Source organism: Amycolatopsis dendrobii (assembly GCF_014145675.1).
GTDB classification, from domain to species: domain Bacteria; phylum Actinomycetota; class Actinomycetes; order Mycobacteriales; family Pseudonocardiaceae; genus Amycolatopsis; species Amycolatopsis dendrobii.
In genome coordinates this window covers 158,574-176,383 of record NZ_JACGZW010000001.1, presented here as the reverse complement: position 1 = coordinate 176,383, position 17,810 = coordinate 158,574, and the positions used below count along the sequence as shown (strand labels likewise).

Here is a 17,810-nt window from a genome sequence, read left to right as displayed (position 1 = left end):
CCGGTAAGATAATTACTGGTGTTAGAATACTCGCCCATGCCAGCGGAGCGGGACCACGTCGACGGAGTCATGGCGCAGATCACCGGCGTGCGCGCGGAAGACCGGGTCAGCAAGGCGCTGAGCTTCCGTCTGCTGCGCGCCGCCCGGCTGCTGGAAACGGAACTGCGCCGCGAATTCGACGCCTTCGGGGTCGGCCTGTGGGAAGTGGAGCTGCTCGGCGCCCTCAAACGAGCCGGTCCCCCGTACCGCCTTTCGGCCGGGCAGCTGCTGGACAGCATGCGCCTGACGTCCGGCGGGGTCACCAAACGCGTCGCCGGACTCGAACGCAAGGGCTGGGTCCGCCGCGACATCGCTCCCGACGACCGGCGGCAGATCCTGGTCAGCCTCACCGACGAAGGGCTGGCACGGGCGCAGGAGGTGTTCGGGATGAAGACCCAGACCGAGGCGCGGCTGCTGGGTGTTTTGTCGCACGCGGAACAGGACCGGATGAATGCCGACCTGCGGGAACTGCTGCTGGACTGGGAAGGGCCGGACGGGCGGGCTTGACCGGCTCCGGCGCCGCCTGGCTGCCCCGGCCTCGCCGATCAGGCACCGGGAGGCCGGGGCGTCCTCGCCACGGCGCACCTCGCCGCCCGGCAGGCTCCCCGCCCGCGGGAGCAGCCATTCCCCCACAGCACACCTCCTCGCCCGGCAGTCCTCCCCTCCGCAACAGCAGCCATTCCGCCACAGCACGCCTCAGCGTCCTGCGGATGCACCAAACGCAGCGGCAGCCGACTCCGCACCGCAGACTTCGGCGGCCGGCAGGCTCCTCGCTCACGGCTGCCAGCCGCTATGGCCAACCTCGCCGGTGCTCCGTGTGAAGCTCCTGCCCACACCAGGGTCAAAGCCGACATGAGCTGCCTCAGCGTGGCGGCGCGCACCCACCAGGCTCCGCACACGGCACCAGCCGACGCCGCCGCGCGCAACCTCGCCGCCCGCCAGTCGTCCCGCGCGCGGCAACGCCCAGCCCCACGACGGCCCGGTGTCCGCCAAACCCCCGCACGCGGCAACGCCCAGCCCCACGACGGCTCGGCGTCCGCCAAACCCCCGCACGCGGCAACACCCAGCCCCCACGACGGCCCGTCCCGCGGCGAACCGCAGCGGCGCTCGCGAACTCGAGACAGCAAGCTCCGCCACGGCCCGGAGCGAAACCGGGCCACGCGCTCAAGCCCCGGCGAACTCCCAGGCAGTCGCTCCATGCGGTTCCGCCGAAGCGACACCCACCGCGCGTCGCAGGGTGAGCCGGTAGAGGTGCCACGGCGGCGGCCCCGCGCTCGGCGCGCTGAACGGTGCCGTCAGCGCGTCGCCGGACGCCGTCGCTGGCCAGCCGCCGGAGCGGTAGACCTCGGCCAGGCGCGCCACGGTGTCCGGGTCCGTGACTCGATGGGCATCGCCCTCGAGAACCAGGTCGAGGCCGCGCAGGCGTACCGAAATGCTGCACGCCGGGTTCGCCGCGAGGTTCCGCGAACGGCGGGTGCCCGGGCCGCCGACGAAATACAGGGCGTCGTCCACCCAGACCGCGCCTACGCCCGCCGAGTGGGGACGGCCGTCTGGACGGACGGTCGCGACGAAGAACGTCAGGTCGGCGGTCGGGGTGTCAGCGGCTAGAACATCGCGGGCACGGCTCCAGGGCAGCGGGGCGTTCCCGTAGCGGTCGAGGTTCCGGGTCAAGGTCGGTTCGTAGTCAGTCATGCCCATGCGTCGAACGGGGCGGCCTCGAATCGACACGGCCCCGCGAGCAGAGGGGTCAGGCACCTCCGGACGAGCCGGGGCGGTAGCGGAAACCGTCGCCGTCTCGCTCGATTCGTCCGGCCCCGAAGTGTGCGGGCAGGAGCAGGGCGTCTCGTTCGACGGCCAGTTCGCACAGGGTCCGCCGGGACTCCGCGGCGGCGGCGGGGTCGGAGTCGCCGCCTTGGGCCAGTGTCAGGTCCGCGAACTGGAACGGGTGGTGCAGCACATCTCCGCTCGCCAAGGCGTGCTGACCGCCGCCGCTGAGCTCGGCGATCAGGTGGGCGGCGGTGTGGCCGGGCAGGGCGCGCAGAGTGATGCCGTCGGTCACCTCGTACGGGAGGTCGATCAGTTCGGCCAAGCCTGCCTCGACGACCGGAAGGACGCTGTCTTCGAACGTCCTCGCCAGGTCGGCCGCTGCCCCGCCGTCGGGTGCTGCGGCGTGCACCTCTTGCAGCCAGCCGTATTCCTCGGCCGGGATCAGGTAGCGGGCACGCGGGAAGGTGGGGTCCCACGAACCGTCGACCAGCTGGGTGAAGCCGCCGCAGTGGTCTGGGTGGAGGTGGGTCGCCACGACGACGTCGACGTCCTCCGGCATGACGCCCACCGCGGCCAAGCGATCCAGATACGGCGTGTCGAACTGGTGGTGTGCCAGCAGGACCGGGCGTTCCTTCGCGTTGCCGTTCCCGGCGTCGAGAAGCACGGTCTGGTCCGGAGTGCGCACCAGGTACGTGGTGATCGACAGGTCGAGGTCGCCGCGGTGCTCCCCCAGCTGTTCGGGCGTGACGCCGGGGAACAACTCGGCGGCGGCGAAGGGCCAGTGGTCCAGTTCGGTCACCGGGTCGATCCGCAGCGACCCGAGCGTGATGGTCATCGGGCGTCCTGTCGTTCGGGGGACCGGATCATCGGGGCACCGCGGCCATCGCCTCGATTTCCACGGCCAGCTCCGGTTTCGCCAGCGCGGACACCACGATCAGCGACTGCGTCGGCCAGTCGCTCCCCGGGAACCACCGGCTGAACACGTCGCCGGTCGCGGCGCGGAAACCGGGCAGATGCCCGGTGCCGGCGACCATGCTGAACACCTTCACCAGGTGTTCCGGCCCGGCGCCTGCCGCGGCGAGCACGCGTTCGATGTTCGCCAGTGCCTCGCGCGTCTGTGCTTCCGCGTCCGGCCCGGCGAGTGTGCCGTCCGGTCGCGCGCCGATCTGCCCGGCCACCACGACCAGTTCGTGATCGGCGGGAATCTGCGCGAGGTGGCTGTAGCGGCCGACCGGGGCCGCGACAGTCTCGGGATTCCAGCGCTTGCTCATCAGGTGTTCCCCTCCCTGGGTTCGTGTCCACAGTTCACCACGAAGCACCGACAAAAAATCGACGGCCGCGCTCAGGCGATCGCGACCACCAGCTTGCCGAACTGGTCCCCCGACGCCAGTTCGGCCAGCGCGCGCGGGCCGTCGGCCAGGTCGTAGACGTGGTGCACCACCGGCCGCACCCGGTGTTCCGCCACCAGCGCGACCATCTGCGAGAACTCCCGCGCGCTGCCCATCGACGTCCCCAGCAGGCTGATCTGCCGGAAGAAAAGATCGCGCAGCGACAGCTCGACGTCCGGACCGGTGGTCGCGCCGAGCGTCACCATCCGGCCGCCGGAGCGGAGCACGGAGAGGCACGCGTCGAAGGTCGCCGAGCCGATGCTGTCCACGACCAAGTCCACCGGTTCGCCGAGTTCGGCCGCCCAGTCTCCGCTGCTGCCGATCGTGCGGTCGGCACCCAGTTCCGTTGCCCTGGCGAGCTTTTCGGGGCTGCGCGAGGTGACGCTCACCGTCGCGCCCGCGGCTTTCGCCATCGCGAGGGCGAACGTCGCGACTCCGCTGCCGATACCCGGCAGCAGCACGTGTTCCCCGGCGGCGAGGCCGCCGCGGGTGAACAGCGCCCGGTACGCGGTGAGCGCGGCCAACGGGAGGGCGGCAGCTTCAGTCCAGCTCAGGTGCGCGGGTTTCGGCACGACGTTGCCCGCCGGGACGACGACGTACTCGGCCAGCGTGCCGTTCGCCGGCACTCCGAGAATCGCGGGAACCTCCGGCACCGCGTCCGGCTCGGCCCAGTCGAGGGACGGGTTGACGACGACCTCGGCCCCGACCTCGACGGTCGTTTCCGCGCCGGCCGCGGCGACCACTCCGGCACCGTCCGAGCCCAGCACGGTCCAGGGGTCAGCCGGACCGCGACTGTCCACGACGAACAGGTCCCGGTGGTTCAGCCCGGCCGCCTTCAGCCGGACCAGTACTTCGCCCGGACCCGGTCGCGGCGCCGGAACCTCCGCGACCCGCACTCCGCCGGCTCCCGCCGCGCCTTCGTGCACCACTGCCCGCATCGCTTTTGTTGTCACGTCCGCGAACCTAACAGCCGGGCCCGCCCCCGGCCGAGCTGGCGCGAATCCCGTCACAGCAGGGAATTTTCCGCTCCGGACGCCGGTACGCCGACCAGTCCGAGCTGATCTTTTTCACTAGACTAATTTGGATATATGACTCCTCGCACCGCCGCCGCGGCCCCGTTCGCCGTGCTCGGCCTCGGGTGCGCAATCGCCGGCGGCCTGGCGTCCGCGGTCATCGCCCCGCATCCGACCCCGCACGGCGCTTGGGCGGTCGCGTACCTGGTCCTGGTCGGCGGGATCGCCCAGCTCGGCCTCGGGATCGGGCAGGCCTTGCTCGCCCCGGAACCGCCGGCCAGCCGGCTCGTCTTCGCCCAGATCGCGGCTTGGAATCTCGGAAATGCCGCCGTACTGGGCGGAACGCTCTCCGACACGACTCCCCTGGCGGACATCGGCGGCGCGCTTCTGGCAGTCGGCCTGGCACGGCTGGTTCTCGGCGTGCGCGGCGATTCGCCGGACGGTCGCAGGCGGTGGGTGCGGCACGGTTTCCAGGCACTCGTCGTGCTGCTGCTCGTCAGCATCCCGGCCGGGCTCGTCCTCGCGAGGATCGGGCCGGCCTGAGTCCCACGTCACGCCGGCGATCCCGCGATTTTGCACTATTATCCTCGTAAATACTCTTTCCGGGAGGTTCCCGTGACCGGCTCGTCCGAGGTGTGCATCAGCGGCACCAGCACCGACCCCGTGTTCCGCGCCGGCGAAGCCCTCCGCGCCGAATCCGGCCGGGTGCTGGCCGAATACCGGGAAAAAGCCGCCATGGTCACAGAACTCCAGCTCGACGGCAGCGCCCGAGAGGAGGCCAACGCCCGGCTGATCGAGTTCGCGTCGGGCCGGCTGACCGAGTACCTGTCCGCCGCCGACCGCGTCCTCAACGCGACCGCCGCCGGCGCCCCCGCGACGCGCCTGCTGGTCCGCGCCTTGCGGCGGATCCAGGGCTCCGTGCTCCGCACCGTCGAAGAGCTGCGGGAATCCGGCACCTCGGCCCGGATCAGCCATGCCGCGCAGGCATTGGACGCGCTCCTCGGCGCTTACCTGGACGCCGAGACCAGCGTCCTGCTGCCCGCGCTGGCCGACCTCCCCGGCGCCGACGTCCCCGTACTGGCCAACGATCTCCGCACGCTCCTCGACGGCGGCGAACTGGACCGAGCGGAAGTCCTCGACGTCCGCGAAATCCCGCACGGCACCCGGCATCCGCGCATCTTCGGCCGCTACGCGCGGCTCGCGCCCGGGGAGTCGTTCGTGCTCGTCAACAACCACGATCCGAAGCCGCTGCGCCGCGAGTTCACCGCCGCCCACGGCGAGGATTTCACGTGGGAGTACGCGGAATCCGGGCCGGAGAAGTGGCGGGTCCGGATCGGCCGCGCCGCGGTCCCGGCCTGACCCCGATACCCGCGCCGACTCCCCTTCGGCGCGCCTCCCCGCGGCGGCCGGTCTCCCCCCGCCCCGGCCGCCGCGGACCGGCTTGCTCGCGTCCCTGGGAAGGCTCGTCGGACCGCTGGCCTTCGCGGGCAAAATTCCTTCGGCCGTCGTGAATCTGCGTCGCCGCGCTCGTCCGCCTGCTGCGAACCGGCTTGCGGTGCATGAGAAACGCTCGTCCGGCCACGGCGCTTCGCGGACGGAACTTCTTTGCCGCCGCGAATCCGCGCTCCCGGACTCACGCGGGCAGCCGACCGAACCGGCAAGCGGCGAGCGCACGACAGCCAGCGCGGGAAACCGCCGTTCTGGCAGGCCGAGAGACATCCCAGTCGGACCGGCGACCGTCAGCGGCGGCGTTTGCCAGTCGGCCTCAAGTGCGCCAGGCACAACGAAGGCTCGACAAACGGCTCCAACCGCTCGGCGGTCAACGGTGCGCGCACCTCGTCCAGCACCCCGCGCATCAGCCCAAGATGCAGGCCGCACACCACGTCCCGGCGTTCCTCCGCGATCTCGCGGAACGGGCAGTGCCGCAACCGGATCACGTCGCCGCCCGGCTCCGGGGCGAAACCGGCGCCGCTCAGCACAGTGGACAGTCGCCGGATCCCCTCGGCTTCGTCGACCAGCCGGGTCGGCGGCGGGCGGTCGGCCAGGTACCGGCCCCACGCTTCACCGGCGGATTCCGCGGCTTTGCCCGGGTCGGCCACGTTCTCCGCGATCAAGCCGGTCAGCATTTCCGCGAGCAGCCGGTAGCTGCGCCGTCCCTCGGCCGCTTCCTCGGCGATCGCGACGTAGACCGTCCGCGGACGACCGGGGCGGGTGCGGTCTTCCGCGCGGCGTTCGGCGAGGCCGGATCCGACGAGGCCGTCCAGGTGGAACCGCGCGGTGTTGGCGTGCAAGCCCACCTGCTCGGCGACGTCCTGCACCGCGACCGGGCTGCCCGCCGACCGCAGCGCGGCCAGCACCCGGGCGCGGCTTTCGCCCAGCGCGCGGGAGGCGGGCGGATCGGTCAGCGTCTGCTCGCTCATGGGGACCAGTTTAACCGAGCCGACTAGGACAAACTACTGCTGCGTGGGCAAGTCCGGCCTCGGCTGCCCGCGGCCGGCGGCGGGTCCGCGCCGAGATCGCCAAGTTTCGCGGCACCGCCAGGACCGCCGAGGGCTCATCGCGGCGAACTGCTGCCGCGCGGCCGCCTCCGGCAGCGGCAGCCCCACGATCACCGGGCTTCACCACCGGGGCCGGCCAAGGGCGCGTCGCGGCGAAACTATTGCCGCGAGGGAATCTCCGGCCGCGGCAGCCCCGAGACCAGCGGCGTATCCACCCCAAGGTCACCCAGCTTCACCGCACCGCCAGGAGAGTCCAGGGGTGCATCCCGCCCGGGGAGGGTTTCGCTGAAGAACCGGGCGTTGTCCTCGGCATAGATCCGCCAGCGGTCCGGGAGGTCGTCCTCGTAATAGATCGCTTCGACCGGGCACACCGGTTCGCAGGCACCGCAGTCGACGCACTCGTCCGGATGGATGTAGAGCGAGCGTTCGCCGACGTAGATGCAGTCCACCGGGCATTCGTCCACGCACGCCCGGTCCATCACGTCCACGCACGGCTCCGCGATCACATACGCCACGGCCCGCCTCCTTCCGCCGCCTTTTCACCAATCTACTCGGTAAAAAGGTCAGCCCAGCGGGATGGCGCGGAAAACTCCGTCCGGGTCGTAGCGGTGTTTGATGTCGCGCAGCCGGCCCGAGTTGGGGCCGAAGACGTTCGCCGAAGGGACGTCCGGTCCCAGCAGGTTCGCGTACGCGGTGGGCGACGCATGGGGAGCCAGCGCCGCCGAGGCGGCATCCGCCCAGGCTCGGTCGTCGTTGCCCTCGCCCAAGCCGAGGATCTCGACCATCAGGTGGTCCTCCCGCAGCGGAAACGCCGTCTCCGCCACCGGAACCCGCGAGGCCAAGCCGTGGAAGTGGTGGATCGACAGGCCGGAGAGCGGCGAGGTCCGGGCTGCCGCGGCCGAAGCCAGCACCGGCACGGCCTCCGGTGTGAACGACCGAAGCGACCTGGTACGGATGGTGACCGAGCGGCCGTCGGGGAACATCGCGTCCCGGCGGGCGATCTCTGCCGCATAGGAGGAGACCGTTTCGATTTGTGAAGCGAGCGGCGGTCCGAGGCGGGCGAGGAAGCCGTCGGGATCGGCGGGGCCGCACCAGGTTGGCCAGACCAGCACGCACAGCGAGCCGTCGGCGCCGGCGAGGATGCCGCTCTGCACGGTGAGTTCGTCTGGCGCATCAGCCTGTATTTCGGCCACCGCGGCGAAAACCCGCGCGGAATCCGACGCCGGGTACCAGACTGGGCCGGTCGTGATCTGCGGTGTCTCGTGCAGGCGCACGCCGAGCGCGGTCACCACGCCGAAATTTCCGCCGCCGCCCCGCAGGGCCCACCACAGGTCCGGCAGGCGCGAAGCGTTGGCGAGCACGACCTCACCGTCCGCGAGGACGATCTCGGCGCCCAGCAGATTGTCCGCGGCCAGCCCGTATTTGCCCAGGAAGGGACCGTATCCGCCGCCGAGCGCGAGGCCGGCGAATCCGACCGTGCCGATCGTGCCGACGGCGGCGGTGAGGCCGTGCGCCTCCGCGCCCGCAAGCACATCGTTGGCCCTGGCCCCGCCGCCGATCACCGCGGCGCGTCGCCCGGCATCGACGGCGACGCGGTTCATCGGACGCAGATCGAGCGTGATCCCGCCGTCGGCAAGAGCGCGTCCGGCCCAGTCATGGCCGCCGCTCCGCACGGACAGCGGCAAGCCCAGCTCGCGCGCGGCACGCACCGAGGCCTGGACGTCCGCCGTGCTCCGGCATTCCACCACCACCGCCGGACGCGCGGCGACGGCGGCGTTCCAGACCGCCGCCGTCGATTCGTACTGAGGGCCGGACGTGTGCACCTGCTCGGCAGGCAGTCGAGCCCGCAAGGCACGGGCGGCATCCTCGGAATTCATGGGCGGCTCCCCTGCTCGTCGATTCCGACTCTAGGGCCGAACCGGCCGGAAAAGGCAGCCCCGCAACAAGATTAGTGATTCACATAAGCCGCCGACGCCTCGCCGAGCGCTTCGAGCGCCGCCCGGACCCCGCCGTGCGTCTCCTCGCCGGAGCGGCAGGCGGCGATGATCGTGCGGTTGAGGACCGGCCGCGTCGCGAGCATCCGGACGCCGTCCGGCACCGGGCCGCGGGCGAGCCGCGGGACGAGCGCGGCGCCGACGTTGCCCGCGACGAGCGCCAGCTGCGTCACGTAACTCCCGATGGTGCAACTGATCCGCGGTTCCAGCTCCTGCGAACGGAGCACGTGCACGAGCCATTCATAGCAGCCGGAACGCCCGGTCCAGCTGATCCACGACACGTCGTCCACCTCGGAGAGGTCGACCGTGCGGCGGTGCGCGAGCCGGTGCCCGGCGGGCAGCGCGAGATCGGCGACGTCGGAGAACAGCGTGACCTGCGTGATTCCCGCAGGCACCACCGTCGGCCGGTCCGCCCAGCTTTCGAACACCGCTACGTCGAGGTCCCCGGCGAGCACCTTCGGCAGGGTCTGTTCGGCTTCGCCCTCGCCCAGCGTCACGTTCAGCCGCGGGTGCTGTTCGGTGAGCACGGCGAGCGCGGGCGGCAGCAGGGCGTGCACGCACGTCGCGATCGACCCGATCCGCAACGGCCCGAAGACATCCTCGCGCAGCCGCTCGAGATCGGTGCGCGCTTCGGCCAGCTGAGCCAGCACGCGTTCGGCGTGCCCGACCAGAACCTGCCCGGCGCGCGTGAGCCGCACGGTCCGGCCGCGCGGCTCCAAAAGCGCGAGCCCCGCTTCCCGTTCCAGTTTCGCCAGCTGCTGCGACACCCCGGACGGCGTGACGTGCAGCGCGGCCGCCGCGCGGGCGACCGAGCCGTGCTGCGCGACCGCGTGCAGGGCGCGCATCCGATCCACACTGAACACGGTAGTAATGCTACCGGATTTTCCGCAGGAACATTCACTTGTCCTTGATAGTTAGCGCCCCCACCATAGAAGGCATGACCACCGAATCCGCCCCGTTGCCCGCCGCGGGCCCGATCGCCGCGCTCACCGGCCGCGCCGACCCGCGGCTGCTCGCCGCGGCGGGCTGCCTCTGCATCGCGCTGACCTCGGTGCTCATCAAGGTTTCCGGGGCCAGCGGGGCGACCAGCGCGTTCTGGCGCTGCGCCCTCGCGCTGCCGCTGCTCGCGATCCTGGCGTTCAGCGAGGCGCGGCGGACCCGCGTGCGCGCGAAGATCCTGCTGCCGCTGCTGGCCGGGCTCGGCCTCGGGCTCGACTTCGTCCTGTGGGGCGAGGCGATCCCGCGCGTCGGCGCGGGCGTCGCGACCATGCTGCTTTCGGTGCAGGTGGTGATCGTGCCGCTGCTGGCGTTCGTCTTCCTCAAGGAGCGGCCGGACCCGCGGTTCACGTTCGTCGCGCCGACGCTGATCGGCGGGATCGTGCTCGCCGGCGGCGTGTTCGGTTCGTCGATGACCGGCTCGAACCCGGTGCTGGGCATGGTTTTCGCGCTCGCCGCGGGAGCGGGCTACTCGGGGTACCTGCTGTTGCTCCGGCTCAGCAGCACCCCCGCGACGCAGGTCCGCTCGCTGTCGCTGGCCACCGTGTCGGCAGGCTTCGTCTCGGTCGTGCTCGGACTGCCGTTCGGCCGCCTCGACCTGACGCCCAGCCTGCCTTCGCTCGGCTGGTTCGCCGCGCTGGCCCTCGTCGGCCAGGTCGTCGGCTGGCTGCTGATCGCCGGGGCGCTGCCGCGGCTGGCGGCCTCGACCGGCGCGACGATGATGCTGCTGCAGCCGGTCGGCGCGGTCGCGTTCGGCTTCCTGCTGCTGAGCGAACGGCCGGGCGCGCTGCAGCTCGCCGGCTGCGTGATCGTGCTCGGCGCGGTGTGCTTCGCCGGCCGCGGCGCGGGGAAGAAGCCCGCGGTTCAGCCGTCGGCCAAGCTCAGCCCGGCCGAGTCGAGCAGGCCGCGCGCCATGTCCCTGAACTCGTCGCGGCGGTGATCGACCAGGCCGTCCCCGCCGAGCAGGTCCGCGGCCAGCTCGTCGACCGGCCAGCAGACCAGCTTGCCGTGCCGTCCGAGGAGGAGTCCGACCTCGCGGATCCGGTACAGGTCGGCGACGTCGAGCCAGGCGTACAGCAGGATCTGCCACAGCCAGCGTCCGGCCCGGTCCGGATCACCGACGGTCAGCACGGTCTTCACGTCCAGCAGGGTGCCGTCGGCGATCCCCGCTTCGGGGTCGAGCTTCCCGAGCAGGAGATCGCCGTCCGCCCAGCCGGGCACGATGGTCGGCCCGGCGATCCCGAGCGGACAGCCCTCCGGCGGAGCGCCGCCGAGCCGCCGCAGTTCCCACAGCGCACCGTTGTCGTGCAAGCGTTTCGCGAGCTCTGCCAGTTCGGCGACCTGTGCGCCGGAGGGCAGCGCGCGCAGGTCCGCGATCGTGCCGCCGCCGTCGACGACCCGGGCCAGCCGGGGGTCGATGCGGCCGGAGCGGTAGATGTCCTCGCACGCCGACAGCACCCAGTTCGTCCGGGCCAGTCCGGCCTCCGCGCCCGGTCCGCCGAGCGCGCCGGGCGGGGCGTGCTGCGCCTGGTAGCGGCGAGCGCGTCCCAGCAGTTCGCCCCACAGCTCCTCCGCGCCCGGGAGCGCCCCGCCGTCCGGCAGCCCGTCGCCGAGGTCGAGCCAGGTCGCCGCGGCCGGACGGATGCCGAGCGCCCGCGCCCGGTATTCCGGCGGAAGCTCGTCGTGCGTCGGGTACTCGGCGGCTTGCGCGTGCGCCCAAGGGCCGCTGCCCCACTGCGCCCGGACCATGCCGAGCAGCGCGTAGTACGGCGGCGCGGGCTGCACGAGGTCCGCGATCCGCTGGCCGAACGCACCGCCGATCTCGGCCCAGTGCTCCCGGGGCGGACGCGCGAGCGCCGGACGGATCGGGCGCACGCCGTTCGCCGCCTCCTCGACCCGGCGCGCGGCCGCGGTCGTGCCGGTGAAGACGCGGGCGCACCAGCGCGCGAGTTTCCCGCGCGGGTCGGCCAGCTCGGACGTCAACGACACCCGGCCAGTATCTCCCGGGACAGGAACGGCAGCAGCAGATCGAGGAACTCGCGCGGACGGTCCAGCGGGACCAGGTGCCCGCAATCCGGCAGCACGTGGCCGGCGAGGTCGTCGGCGATCGGGCGGAGCTGCTGCTCCAGCGCGCCGCCGACGGGGTTCGCGCCGATCGTCATCGTCGGCACGGTCAGCCGCTTCTCCGCCGCCGCGGTCAGCTGCCGGGCGCTTTCCGGCATCGCCCGGTAGTACTCGAAGGCGCAGCGGAGCGCATCGGTGCCGGTGTACGCCTCGGCGAAGGCCGCTTCGATTTCCGCCGGCACGCCGCGACCGAGCGTGCCCTGGTCGAGGAACCAGCGAACGTACTCCGCCTCGTGTCCGTCAAGGACGGTCTCGGCCAGCCCCGGCACGGCGTGGAAGCCGAACCACCACGGCGGGCCGGCCGGGAATCCCCAGGGCAGCGACTCCATCAGCACCAGGCGACGGACTCGCTCCGGCTGCCGCAGCGCCAGCAGCAACGCGCTCGACACCGCCAGGTCGATCGCCACTGCCTCGGCGTCCGCCTCCCCCAGCGCATCAAGCAGGCCCGCGATGTCGGCAGCGATCGTCCCGGCGTCGAAGCCGCGGTCCGGACGGCTGCTCGCGCCCAGGCCGCGGAGGTCCGGCGCGATCACCCGGTACCGCTCGGCGAGGGCCGGGACGAGCTTGTTCCACAGCTGCCAGGTGTGCGGAAATCCGTGCAGCAGCACCAGCGCCGGACCGCTCCCGGCGACGGCGACGTTCAGCCGCACCCCGTTCGCTTCGACCTGCCGCACCGCGCTCATCGGACCTCCTGTGGTTACCATTGGTTACCAGCACACGGTAGGTAACTACAGAAGCGCCGCCAAGACGGCACTTTCCCGACAGGTGGTGAGCCCGAGGTGACCCCCTCCGCCCGCGGCGATCTGTTCGATCCGGCCTGCCCGACGCGGCGGCTGCTCGACCGGATCGGAACGAAGTGGACGTCGATGACAGTCAAGATCCTCGCCGAGGCCGCGCCGGACGAGGTGCGCTTCGCCAATCTTCGCCGCCGCATCCCCGGGGTGTCGCAGAAAATGCTCTCGGTGACGCTGCAAAGCCTCGTCCGGGACGGCCTCGTCACACGGCGGGTCGAGGACACAGTGCCGCCCCGGGTGCATTACCGGCTCACCGCACTGGGCACGTCGCTGGAATCCGCACTCGCGGTATTGCGCACGTGGGCGGAAGAGCACATGGCCGAGGTCGACGAGGCCAATCAAAAATCGGAGCGGTAATTTTCCGCACACAGGCGAGTCGGTCAGCCACCGCGAAGCGAAAACAGCACACACTCTTCCCCCGTGGAGTCGCCAACCGAACGGGACAGCAAACCCGCACGGCACGCAATCGGGCAGTTCTTCGCGCATCCGCTCGCGTCGTTCCGGATCATCGTCGCGATTTGGGCGCTGCTGACGCTGCTCGGCGCGGTGATGGCGCTGTCGTCCTCGGCCGCCGCGGCCAACCCGGCCGTCGGAACCGGGGTGTACCAAGCCTTTTTCCGGCATCTGATGTTCGTCGCACTCGGCGCGGTCGCCTTCGTGCTCGGCCTGCGCATCCCGTTTTCCCGGCTGCGCAAGGCCGCTACCCCGGCGCTCGCCGCCGCCGTCGTGCTGCTGCTGCTGGTGCTGACTCCGCTGGGTTCCGACCACGGCGGCGCGCAACGCTGGCTCTCCGCCGGGCCGATCACCTTGCAGCCAGTGGAAATCGCGAAGGTCGCGCTGGTGTTCTGGGGCGCGCATCTGCTCGTGTCGAAACAGAAGGTGCTGCACCATTGGCGGCATCTGCTGGTGCCGCTGATCCCGGTGACGCTCGGGTTGTGCGCGCTGCTGCTGGCCCAGCCGAATCTCAGCGGAACGGTCACGCTCGCGCTGATCGCCTTGGGCTTGCTGTGGTTCGCCGACGCGCCGAAGCGGTTGTTCGCCGCCATTCTCGCCGGCGGGGTCGCCGGAATCGTCGTACTCGCCCTTTTCGCCAGTTATCGGCTCGCGCGCATCCTTTCTTTTCTTTCGCCGAATCCCGACGCGAGCGGCAGCGGCTACCAGGCACAGCAGGCGCAATACGCGCTCGCCGACGGCGGCTGGTTCGGGGTCGGGCTCGGCCGAGGCGCGGCGAAGTGGAGCTATCTGCCGGACGTCCAGAACGACTTCGTGTTCGCGCTCGTCGGCGAGGAACTCGGGTTCGCCGGCTGCCTGCTGGTGCTGGGCCTGTTCGGCTGCCTCGCGGTGGTCGGCCTGCGCACCGCGGCGCGAGTCGCCGATCCGTGGGTGCGGCTCGTCGCCGGGACGACCACCCTGCTGCTGGTGGCGCAGGCGCTGATCAACATCGGCTACGTCGCGGGCGCCCTGCCGGTGACCGGCGTGACGCTGCCGCTGGTGTCCGCGGGCGGGACGTCGCTCGTGGTCACCATGCTCCAGTTCGGCATCCTCGCCCAGGCCGCGCGGGAGGAACCGGCCGCCCGGAGGTTCCTCGCCGGGCCGCGGAAGAAAGGCTCCGGTACAGTCCCAGCGTGATCAAGAAGGCACTCTCCGCTACCTGCGCCGCCGTAGCGCTCGCCGGACTGGCCGCGTGCTCCAACCCGACCGGCAAGTCGTGGGCGATCACGTACGAGGTCACCTCCGACCAGCAGACCACGGCCACCGGCGTCACCTACGGCGAGTCCGGCAACCGCTACGAGGACAAGGTCGCGCCGCACCAGCTCACCGGTCCGCTCGGGCTGCCGTGGAAACAGGACGTCGTGGTCAGCGCCGGACAGGAGGCCTCGGTCACCGCGACACCGTCGACCGCCGCGACGCTGCGCTGCCGGATCCTGCTGGACAAGACGAAGGAACTCGCCAAGGCGAGCGCTCCGGGTCCCGGCAAGCCGGTGACCTGCAAGCGCACCACCGACTCCTGACCCGTCCCGGAGAGTCCCCGCGGACTCACGGGGCGTCGCGGACTCCCCTCCGCCGCTCGGTACGCTCGTGACCTTCGGGTGAACGCGAGATGGCCGCCAGGCGAACCGGCGGACCGGAGAGGGGTTGTATGGCGACCACGGCCGGAGCTTCCAGCAGCGAGACGTACGACGCGATCACCCATTTCGGCCTGGCGATGCCGGGCTGGGTGCAGTCTCTCGTGCTGGCGTACACGCATTACGGCCTGGTCCTCGTGGCCCCGTTCTTCGCCTGGCTCTGGTGGCGGGCGCGCGGAACCGGCTCGCCCGAACGGATGGCCGCGGCGCTGCTGGTCCCGGCGGCCACGGTGGTCGCCTATGTGCTCAGCGAGATCATCAAAGCCTTCGTGCACGAGCAGCGGCCCTGCCGGGGGCTCCCGCCGGAGGCGATCGTCGGAGTCTGCCCGCCGCCGGGCGACTGGTCGTTCCCGAGCAACCACTCCACCATCGCGGCCGCGGTCGCGCTCGGCGGGGCCTTCGCCTGGCGCAAGGGCGCGCCGTGGCTCGCGGCCTTCGCGGCGACGATGGGTTTCTCGCGAGTGTTCGTGGGGGCGCACTATCCGCACGACGTGCTGATCGGGCTCGCGCTCGGGGCCGGGATGGCGTTGCTGTTGCAGCGGTACGCGCTGGGCCCGGCTGCCGGGCTCGTGCGGCGGTTCTCGGAGAAGGTGCCGTTCGGGTTGCTGGGTGTCGCGCCGGCCGGTGCGGAGCCTGCGACTGTGCTCTCTCCGGCTGAGGAAAAGCCGCGGCGACCCCGCGGCGGCCGTCCCGACGACGCGCCGGTCCTCCCTGAGGACGCCGGTGCTCTGCCACAGCGAGGGCCGGTCCGTCCGGCCGGTTCAGCGCCTCGGGACGCCGGCGGTCGCCCGGTCCGTCCGCGGAATCCGCAGCCGGAAGGCCGTGTCGCAGCGGGCCCGCCGCCGCGGAGGCAGAATTCGCAGCCGATCCGCACCGCCGAACCGCGACCCCGTCCGGCGCGTCCGCGGCAGAATTCGCAGCCGATGCGCACCGCGGAACCCCAGGCCCGTCCCGCCGACGCACCGCCGCAGAATCCGGGCCGTCCGCCCGCGCAGCCGCCTGCCCGTCCGGTGCGGCAGCAACCGCCGCGTCCGGCCGGTCCGCCGCAAGGCCGCGCCGCGGGTTCGCCGCCGCCGCGTCCGTCGAACCAGGCGCAGGCCGGTCCGCCGCCGGAGGTCAGCCCGGGAGATCGCCCGTCGCGGCGAACTCCAGGCGCTTCGCGACCGACACCGCCTGGTCGGCGAAACGCTCGTAGAAACGCGTGAGCAGGCTCAGCGCGACCGCGATCCGCTGGTCCTGCGTCCAGTCCGGAGCGGTGACCGTCGCCATCACGCGGGCGTGCAGTTCGTCCACGCGCTCGTCGGCGCGGCTCAGTTCGGCGTAGCCGCCGCGGGCCTCGCCGTGCACCAGGTCGGCGAGCCGCTCGGCCATCGCCGAGGTGACCTCGCCGAGTTCGGCGAACACCGCCTCCAGGTCGGCGGGAACGGTCGGCTCCGGGTGGCCGCGACGCGCGGTCCCCGCGATGTGCGCGGCGAGGTCGCCCATCCGCTCGAGCTTCTCCGCGCAGTACACCGCGGCCAGCACGGCACGCAGGTCGCCGGCCACCGGGGCTTGCAGGGCGAGCAGCGAATACGCCTCGTCCTCGCAGGAGGCGCGCTGGTCGTCGAGGTCGGCGTCGCCGCTGAGCACCTGCTCGGCCAGCGGCAGGTCCATGGTCAGCAGCGCCCGGGTGGCCCGGCGCATCGCCTCGGCCGCCGCCTCGGCCATCGCCGCCAGACGCCCGTCGAGCTGTTTCAGGTCGTCCTGGAAGCCTTCGCGCATGTCGAGCGACTTTACCGGCGGCCGGCGAACAGGCCCGCGTCGGCCAGCGGCCAGGCCTCCTCAGGCTCGGCAAGCTCGTAGCTGTGACTGCCCTCGTGCCCGCCGGGCACCCGGCAGAACACGCCCTCGTCGGACTCCGCGCCGCACAGCGCGCGGGTCTCCAGCACGCGGCGGCCGGGCCACCAGCGCAGCCACATCAGCGGTTCTTCGCCGCGTCCGCCGACGGGGGTCGCGTGCTCGTGGCCGTGCCCGGCCTCCAGTTCGCAGAACAGCTCGGGCTCCGTCCCGCGGACCGCGACGCTCCGCAGGACCGAGCGCTCGCGCCCGGTCAGCTCCACCGGTTCGCGGCACAGCGCACCTTCGGCCATGCGGCCAGCGTAAACGGCCGCCGCCGATTCCGCGCGCAGGGCCCGGCCGCGAGCGCGTCCCGCGTGCCGGACCCTGATCCTCCGCAGGTCAGCGCACCCGCTCCAGGAGCGCGAACAGGTTCTCCCAGTGCCGTTTCTCGCCGTCGGCGTGGTACGCGGCCGTGTCCGACATCGTGAAGCCGTGCGACGCGCCCTCGTAGACCTCCGACCGGTAAGTCACGCCGGCCTCGTCGAGGGCGTGCTCCAGCGTCTTGATCTGCTCGGCGGTGGCCGACGGGTCCTGGTCGGCGTGCCCGAAGTACACCTCGCCGCTGATCGAGCCGACCCGCAGGTGCGGGCTGTCCGGCTGGTCGGTGGCGAGACGGCCGCCGTGGAACGACGCGATCGCCTTGACCCGGTCCGGGAACGCTTCGATCACCCGCAGCGCGTTCGTGCCGCCCATGCAGTAGCCGGTGATCACGACCGGGCCCTCGGCGACGCCGTCCTGCGCGGCGAACCAGTCGAGGTACTTCTCCGCGTCGCGGGTGATCGCCTCGGTGTCCAGCGCCTCGATCAGCGGCATCAGCTTGCCGAAGACCTCGCCGCGGCGCTCCGGGTCTTCCAGCGCGGCGAAGTCCACCAGCGGCGTCCGGCCGCCGCGGTAGAGCAGGTTCGGCGCCAGCACGGCGTAGCCCGCCTCGGCGATGCGGTCGGCCATCTCCTCGATCCGCGGCCGCAGCCCGAACGCGTCCGGGAAGAGCAGCACCCCGGGATGCGGCCCGCCGTCCGGCACGGCCAGGTACGCGTCCGCGGTCCCGTCGGCAGCCGGAACGTCTGGCTTTTCCTTGCGCATCCGCTTTGTCCTCCCTTGAAATCGGTGCCTTCGCGATCAATCTATCCCCGTCCGGCGAAAGGCCGCCGCGCCCCGCGAATGTCCCGTTTCCTGTCCGGTGAATGGACTGA

At 71.9% G+C, this 17,810-nt stretch carries 21 protein-coding genes; 8 read left to right on the top strand and 13 right to left on the bottom strand.

The annotated features are described in order from the left end of the window. The first annotated feature begins 36 nt into the window (after positions 1-36). The gene (locus tag H4281_RS00835; protein WP_182888912.1) at positions 37-546 is read left to right on the top strand and encodes a MarR family winged helix-turn-helix transcriptional regulator; all 510 of its coding nucleotides are present in this window, start codon (positions 37-39) and stop codon (positions 544-546) included. 657 nt (positions 547-1,203) lie between these two features. Here the strand turns inward: H4281_RS00835 and H4281_RS00830 are convergent. The 4 genes from H4281_RS00830 to H4281_RS00815 form a co-directional block, all read right to left on the bottom strand. Beyond that, positions 1,204-1,731 (bottom strand): pyridoxamine 5'-phosphate oxidase family protein, encoded by a 528-nt coding sequence (locus H4281_RS00830; protein WP_182888911.1) that lies wholly within the window; start codon positions 1,729-1,731, stop codon positions 1,204-1,206. A 55-nt stretch (positions 1,732-1,786) separates the two neighbouring features. Further along, positions 1,787-2,641 (bottom strand): MBL fold metallo-hydrolase, encoded by an 855-nt coding sequence (locus tag H4281_RS00825; RefSeq protein ID WP_182888910.1) that lies wholly within the window; start codon positions 2,639-2,641, stop codon positions 1,787-1,789. Between the two features lie 28 nt (positions 2,642-2,669). Continuing rightward, the gene (locus H4281_RS00820; RefSeq protein WP_182888909.1) at positions 2,670-3,077 is read right to left on the bottom strand and encodes a RidA family protein; all 408 of its coding nucleotides are present in this window, start codon (positions 3,075-3,077) and stop codon (positions 2,670-2,672) included. Positions 3,078-3,148: 71 nt separating this feature from the next. After that, positions 3,149-4,147: a zinc-binding dehydrogenase gene (locus tag H4281_RS00815; protein ID WP_312872029.1), complete on the bottom strand. Its 999-nt coding sequence runs from the start codon at positions 4,145-4,147 to the stop codon at positions 3,149-3,151. 135 nt (positions 4,148-4,282) lie between these two features. On the opposite strand from H4281_RS00815, the gene H4281_RS00810 reads away from it, so the two are divergent. Further along, positions 4,283-4,750 carry a hypothetical protein gene (locus tag H4281_RS00810; protein WP_182888908.1) on the top strand — a complete coding sequence of 156 codons (468 nt, stop codon included), beginning with the start codon at positions 4,283-4,285 and terminating at the stop codon, positions 4,748-4,750. A 72-nt stretch (positions 4,751-4,822) separates the two neighbouring features. After that, entirely contained in the window at positions 4,823-5,566 is a 744-nt protein-coding gene (locus tag H4281_RS00805) for a DUF2249 domain-containing protein (RefSeq protein WP_182888907.1), read from the top strand. Positions 5,567-5,946: 380 nt separating this feature from the next. Here H4281_RS00805 and H4281_RS00800 read toward each other — a convergent pair whose 3' ends face one another. From H4281_RS00800 to H4281_RS00785, 4 genes are all read right to left on the bottom strand, one after another. Next, positions 5,947-6,627, bottom strand: coding sequence for a helix-turn-helix transcriptional regulator (locus H4281_RS00800; RefSeq protein WP_182888906.1), 681 nt, complete (start codon positions 6,625-6,627; stop codon positions 5,947-5,949). 236 nt (positions 6,628-6,863) lie between these two features. Continuing rightward, positions 6,864-7,220, bottom strand: coding sequence for a ferredoxin (fdxA, locus tag H4281_RS00795; RefSeq protein WP_182888905.1), 357 nt, complete (start codon positions 7,218-7,220; stop codon positions 6,864-6,866). Between the two features lie 48 nt (positions 7,221-7,268). Next, positions 7,269-8,582 (bottom strand): FAD-binding oxidoreductase, encoded by a 1,314-nt coding sequence (locus tag H4281_RS00790; RefSeq protein WP_182888904.1) that lies wholly within the window; start codon positions 8,580-8,582, stop codon positions 7,269-7,271. Between the two features lie 71 nt (positions 8,583-8,653). Then, positions 8,654-9,544 carry a LysR family transcriptional regulator gene (locus tag H4281_RS00785; RefSeq protein WP_220506639.1) on the bottom strand — a complete coding sequence of 297 codons (891 nt, stop codon included), beginning with the start codon at positions 9,542-9,544 and terminating at the stop codon, positions 8,654-8,656. A 92-nt stretch (positions 9,545-9,636) separates the two neighbouring features. Between H4281_RS00785 and H4281_RS00780 the strand changes: the two genes are divergently transcribed. Next, the gene (locus H4281_RS00780) at positions 9,637-10,635 is read left to right on the top strand and encodes a DMT family transporter (RefSeq protein ID WP_182888902.1); all 999 of its coding nucleotides are present in this window, start codon (positions 9,637-9,639) and stop codon (positions 10,633-10,635) included. Here H4281_RS00780 and H4281_RS00775 read toward each other — a convergent pair. Continuing rightward, the gene (locus H4281_RS00775) at positions 10,560-11,684 is read right to left on the bottom strand and encodes a hypothetical protein (protein ID WP_182888901.1); all 1,125 of its coding nucleotides are present in this window, start codon (positions 11,682-11,684) and stop codon (positions 10,560-10,562) included. The genes H4281_RS00780 and H4281_RS00775 overlap by 76 nt on opposite strands. Next, complete coding sequence (locus H4281_RS00770) at positions 11,675-12,502, bottom strand: alpha/beta fold hydrolase (RefSeq protein ID WP_182888900.1); 828 nt, start codon at positions 12,500-12,502, stop codon at positions 11,675-11,677. Before H4281_RS00770 ends, H4281_RS00775 begins: the two co-directional genes overlap by 10 nt. 96 nt (positions 12,503-12,598) lie before the next feature. Here H4281_RS00770 and H4281_RS00765 point away from each other — a divergent pair, with 96 nt between their 5' ends. From H4281_RS00765 to H4281_RS00750, 4 genes are all read left to right on the top strand, one after another. Beyond that, positions 12,599-12,970 (top strand): winged helix-turn-helix transcriptional regulator, encoded by a 372-nt coding sequence (locus H4281_RS00765; RefSeq protein ID WP_182888899.1) that lies wholly within the window; start codon positions 12,599-12,601, stop codon positions 12,968-12,970. 63 nt (positions 12,971-13,033) lie between these two features. After that, the gene (gene ftsW, locus H4281_RS00760; RefSeq protein WP_182888898.1) at positions 13,034-14,242 is read left to right on the top strand and encodes a putative lipid II flippase FtsW; all 1,209 of its coding nucleotides are present in this window, start codon (positions 13,034-13,036) and stop codon (positions 14,240-14,242) included. Then, a complete protein-coding gene (locus H4281_RS00755; protein WP_182888897.1) occupies positions 14,239-14,625 on the top strand; it encodes a hypothetical protein in 387 nt (128 codons plus the stop codon). Before ftsW ends, H4281_RS00755 begins: the two co-directional genes overlap by 4 nt. A gap of 128 nt (positions 14,626-14,753) precedes the next feature. Beyond that, on the top strand, positions 14,754-15,944 hold the full coding sequence (locus H4281_RS00750; RefSeq protein WP_182888896.1) for a phosphatase PAP2 family protein: 1,191 nt from the start codon (positions 14,754-14,756) through the stop codon (positions 15,942-15,944). Here H4281_RS00750 and H4281_RS00745 read toward each other — a convergent pair. The 3 genes from H4281_RS00745 to H4281_RS00735 all read right to left on the bottom strand — a co-directional run bounded on the left by H4281_RS00745 (position 15,856) and on the right by H4281_RS00735 (position 17,700). Next, the gene (locus H4281_RS00745; protein ID WP_182888895.1) at positions 15,856-16,500 is read right to left on the bottom strand and encodes a phosphate signaling complex PhoU family protein; all 645 of its coding nucleotides are present in this window, start codon (positions 16,498-16,500) and stop codon (positions 15,856-15,858) included. The genes H4281_RS00750 and H4281_RS00745 overlap by 89 nt on opposite strands. An 11-nt stretch (positions 16,501-16,511) precedes the next feature. Further along, positions 16,512-16,868, bottom strand: a complete 357-nt coding sequence (locus H4281_RS00740) for a hypothetical protein (RefSeq protein ID WP_182888894.1) — start codon at positions 16,866-16,868, stop codon at positions 16,512-16,514. Between the two features lie 88 nt (positions 16,869-16,956). Then, positions 16,957-17,700: a dienelactone hydrolase family protein gene (locus H4281_RS00735; protein WP_182888893.1), complete on the bottom strand. Its 744-nt coding sequence runs from the start codon at positions 17,698-17,700 to the stop codon at positions 16,957-16,959. Positions 17,701-17,810 lie beyond the last annotated feature (110 nt).

What these genes read in the sequence shown, in the direction of transcription:
- H4281_RS00750 (WP_182888896.1), top strand. Translation starts at nt 14,754, where the DNA reads ATGGCGACCACGGCCGGAGCTTCCAGCAGCGAGACGTACGACGCGATC.
- H4281_RS00780 (WP_182888902.1), top strand. Translation starts at nt 9,637, where the DNA reads ATGACCACCGAATCCGCCCCGTTGCCCGCCGCGGGCCCGATCGCCGCG.
- H4281_RS00790 (WP_182888904.1), bottom strand. Translation starts at nt 8,582, where the DNA reads ATGAATTCCGAGGATGCCGCCCGTGCCTTGCGGGCTCGACTGCCTGCC.
- H4281_RS00820 (WP_182888909.1), bottom strand. Translation starts at nt 3,077, where the DNA reads ATGAGCAAGCGCTGGAATCCCGAGACTGTCGCGGCCCCGGTCGGCCGC.
- H4281_RS00785 (WP_220506639.1), bottom strand. Translation starts at nt 9,544, where the DNA reads ATGCGCGCCCTGCACGCGGTCGCGCAGCACGGCTCGGTCGCCCGCGCG.
- H4281_RS00825 (WP_182888910.1), bottom strand. Translation starts at nt 2,641, where the DNA reads ATGACCATCACGCTCGGGTCGCTGCGGATCGACCCGGTGACCGAACTG.
- H4281_RS00740 (WP_182888894.1), bottom strand. Translation starts at nt 16,868, where the DNA reads ATGGCCGAAGGTGCGCTGTGCCGCGAACCGGTGGAGCTGACCGGGCGC.
- H4281_RS00835 (WP_182888912.1), top strand. Translation starts at nt 37, where the DNA reads ATGCCAGCGGAGCGGGACCACGTCGACGGAGTCATGGCGCAGATCACC.
- H4281_RS00800 (WP_182888906.1), bottom strand. Translation starts at nt 6,627, where the DNA reads ATGAGCGAGCAGACGCTGACCGATCCGCCCGCCTCCCGCGCGCTGGGC.
- H4281_RS00745 (WP_182888895.1), bottom strand. Translation starts at nt 16,500, where the DNA reads ATGCGCGAAGGCTTCCAGGACGACCTGAAACAGCTCGACGGGCGTCTG.
- H4281_RS00735 (WP_182888893.1), bottom strand. Translation starts at nt 17,700, where the DNA reads ATGCGCAAGGAAAAGCCAGACGTTCCGGCTGCCGACGGGACCGCGGAC.
- H4281_RS00770 (WP_182888900.1), bottom strand. Translation starts at nt 12,502, where the DNA reads ATGAGCGCGGTGCGGCAGGTCGAAGCGAACGGGGTGCGGCTGAACGTC.
- H4281_RS00830 (WP_182888911.1), bottom strand. Translation starts at nt 1,731, where the DNA reads ATGACTGACTACGAACCGACCTTGACCCGGAACCTCGACCGCTACGGG.
- H4281_RS00810 (WP_182888908.1), top strand. Translation starts at nt 4,283, where the DNA reads ATGACTCCTCGCACCGCCGCCGCGGCCCCGTTCGCCGTGCTCGGCCTC.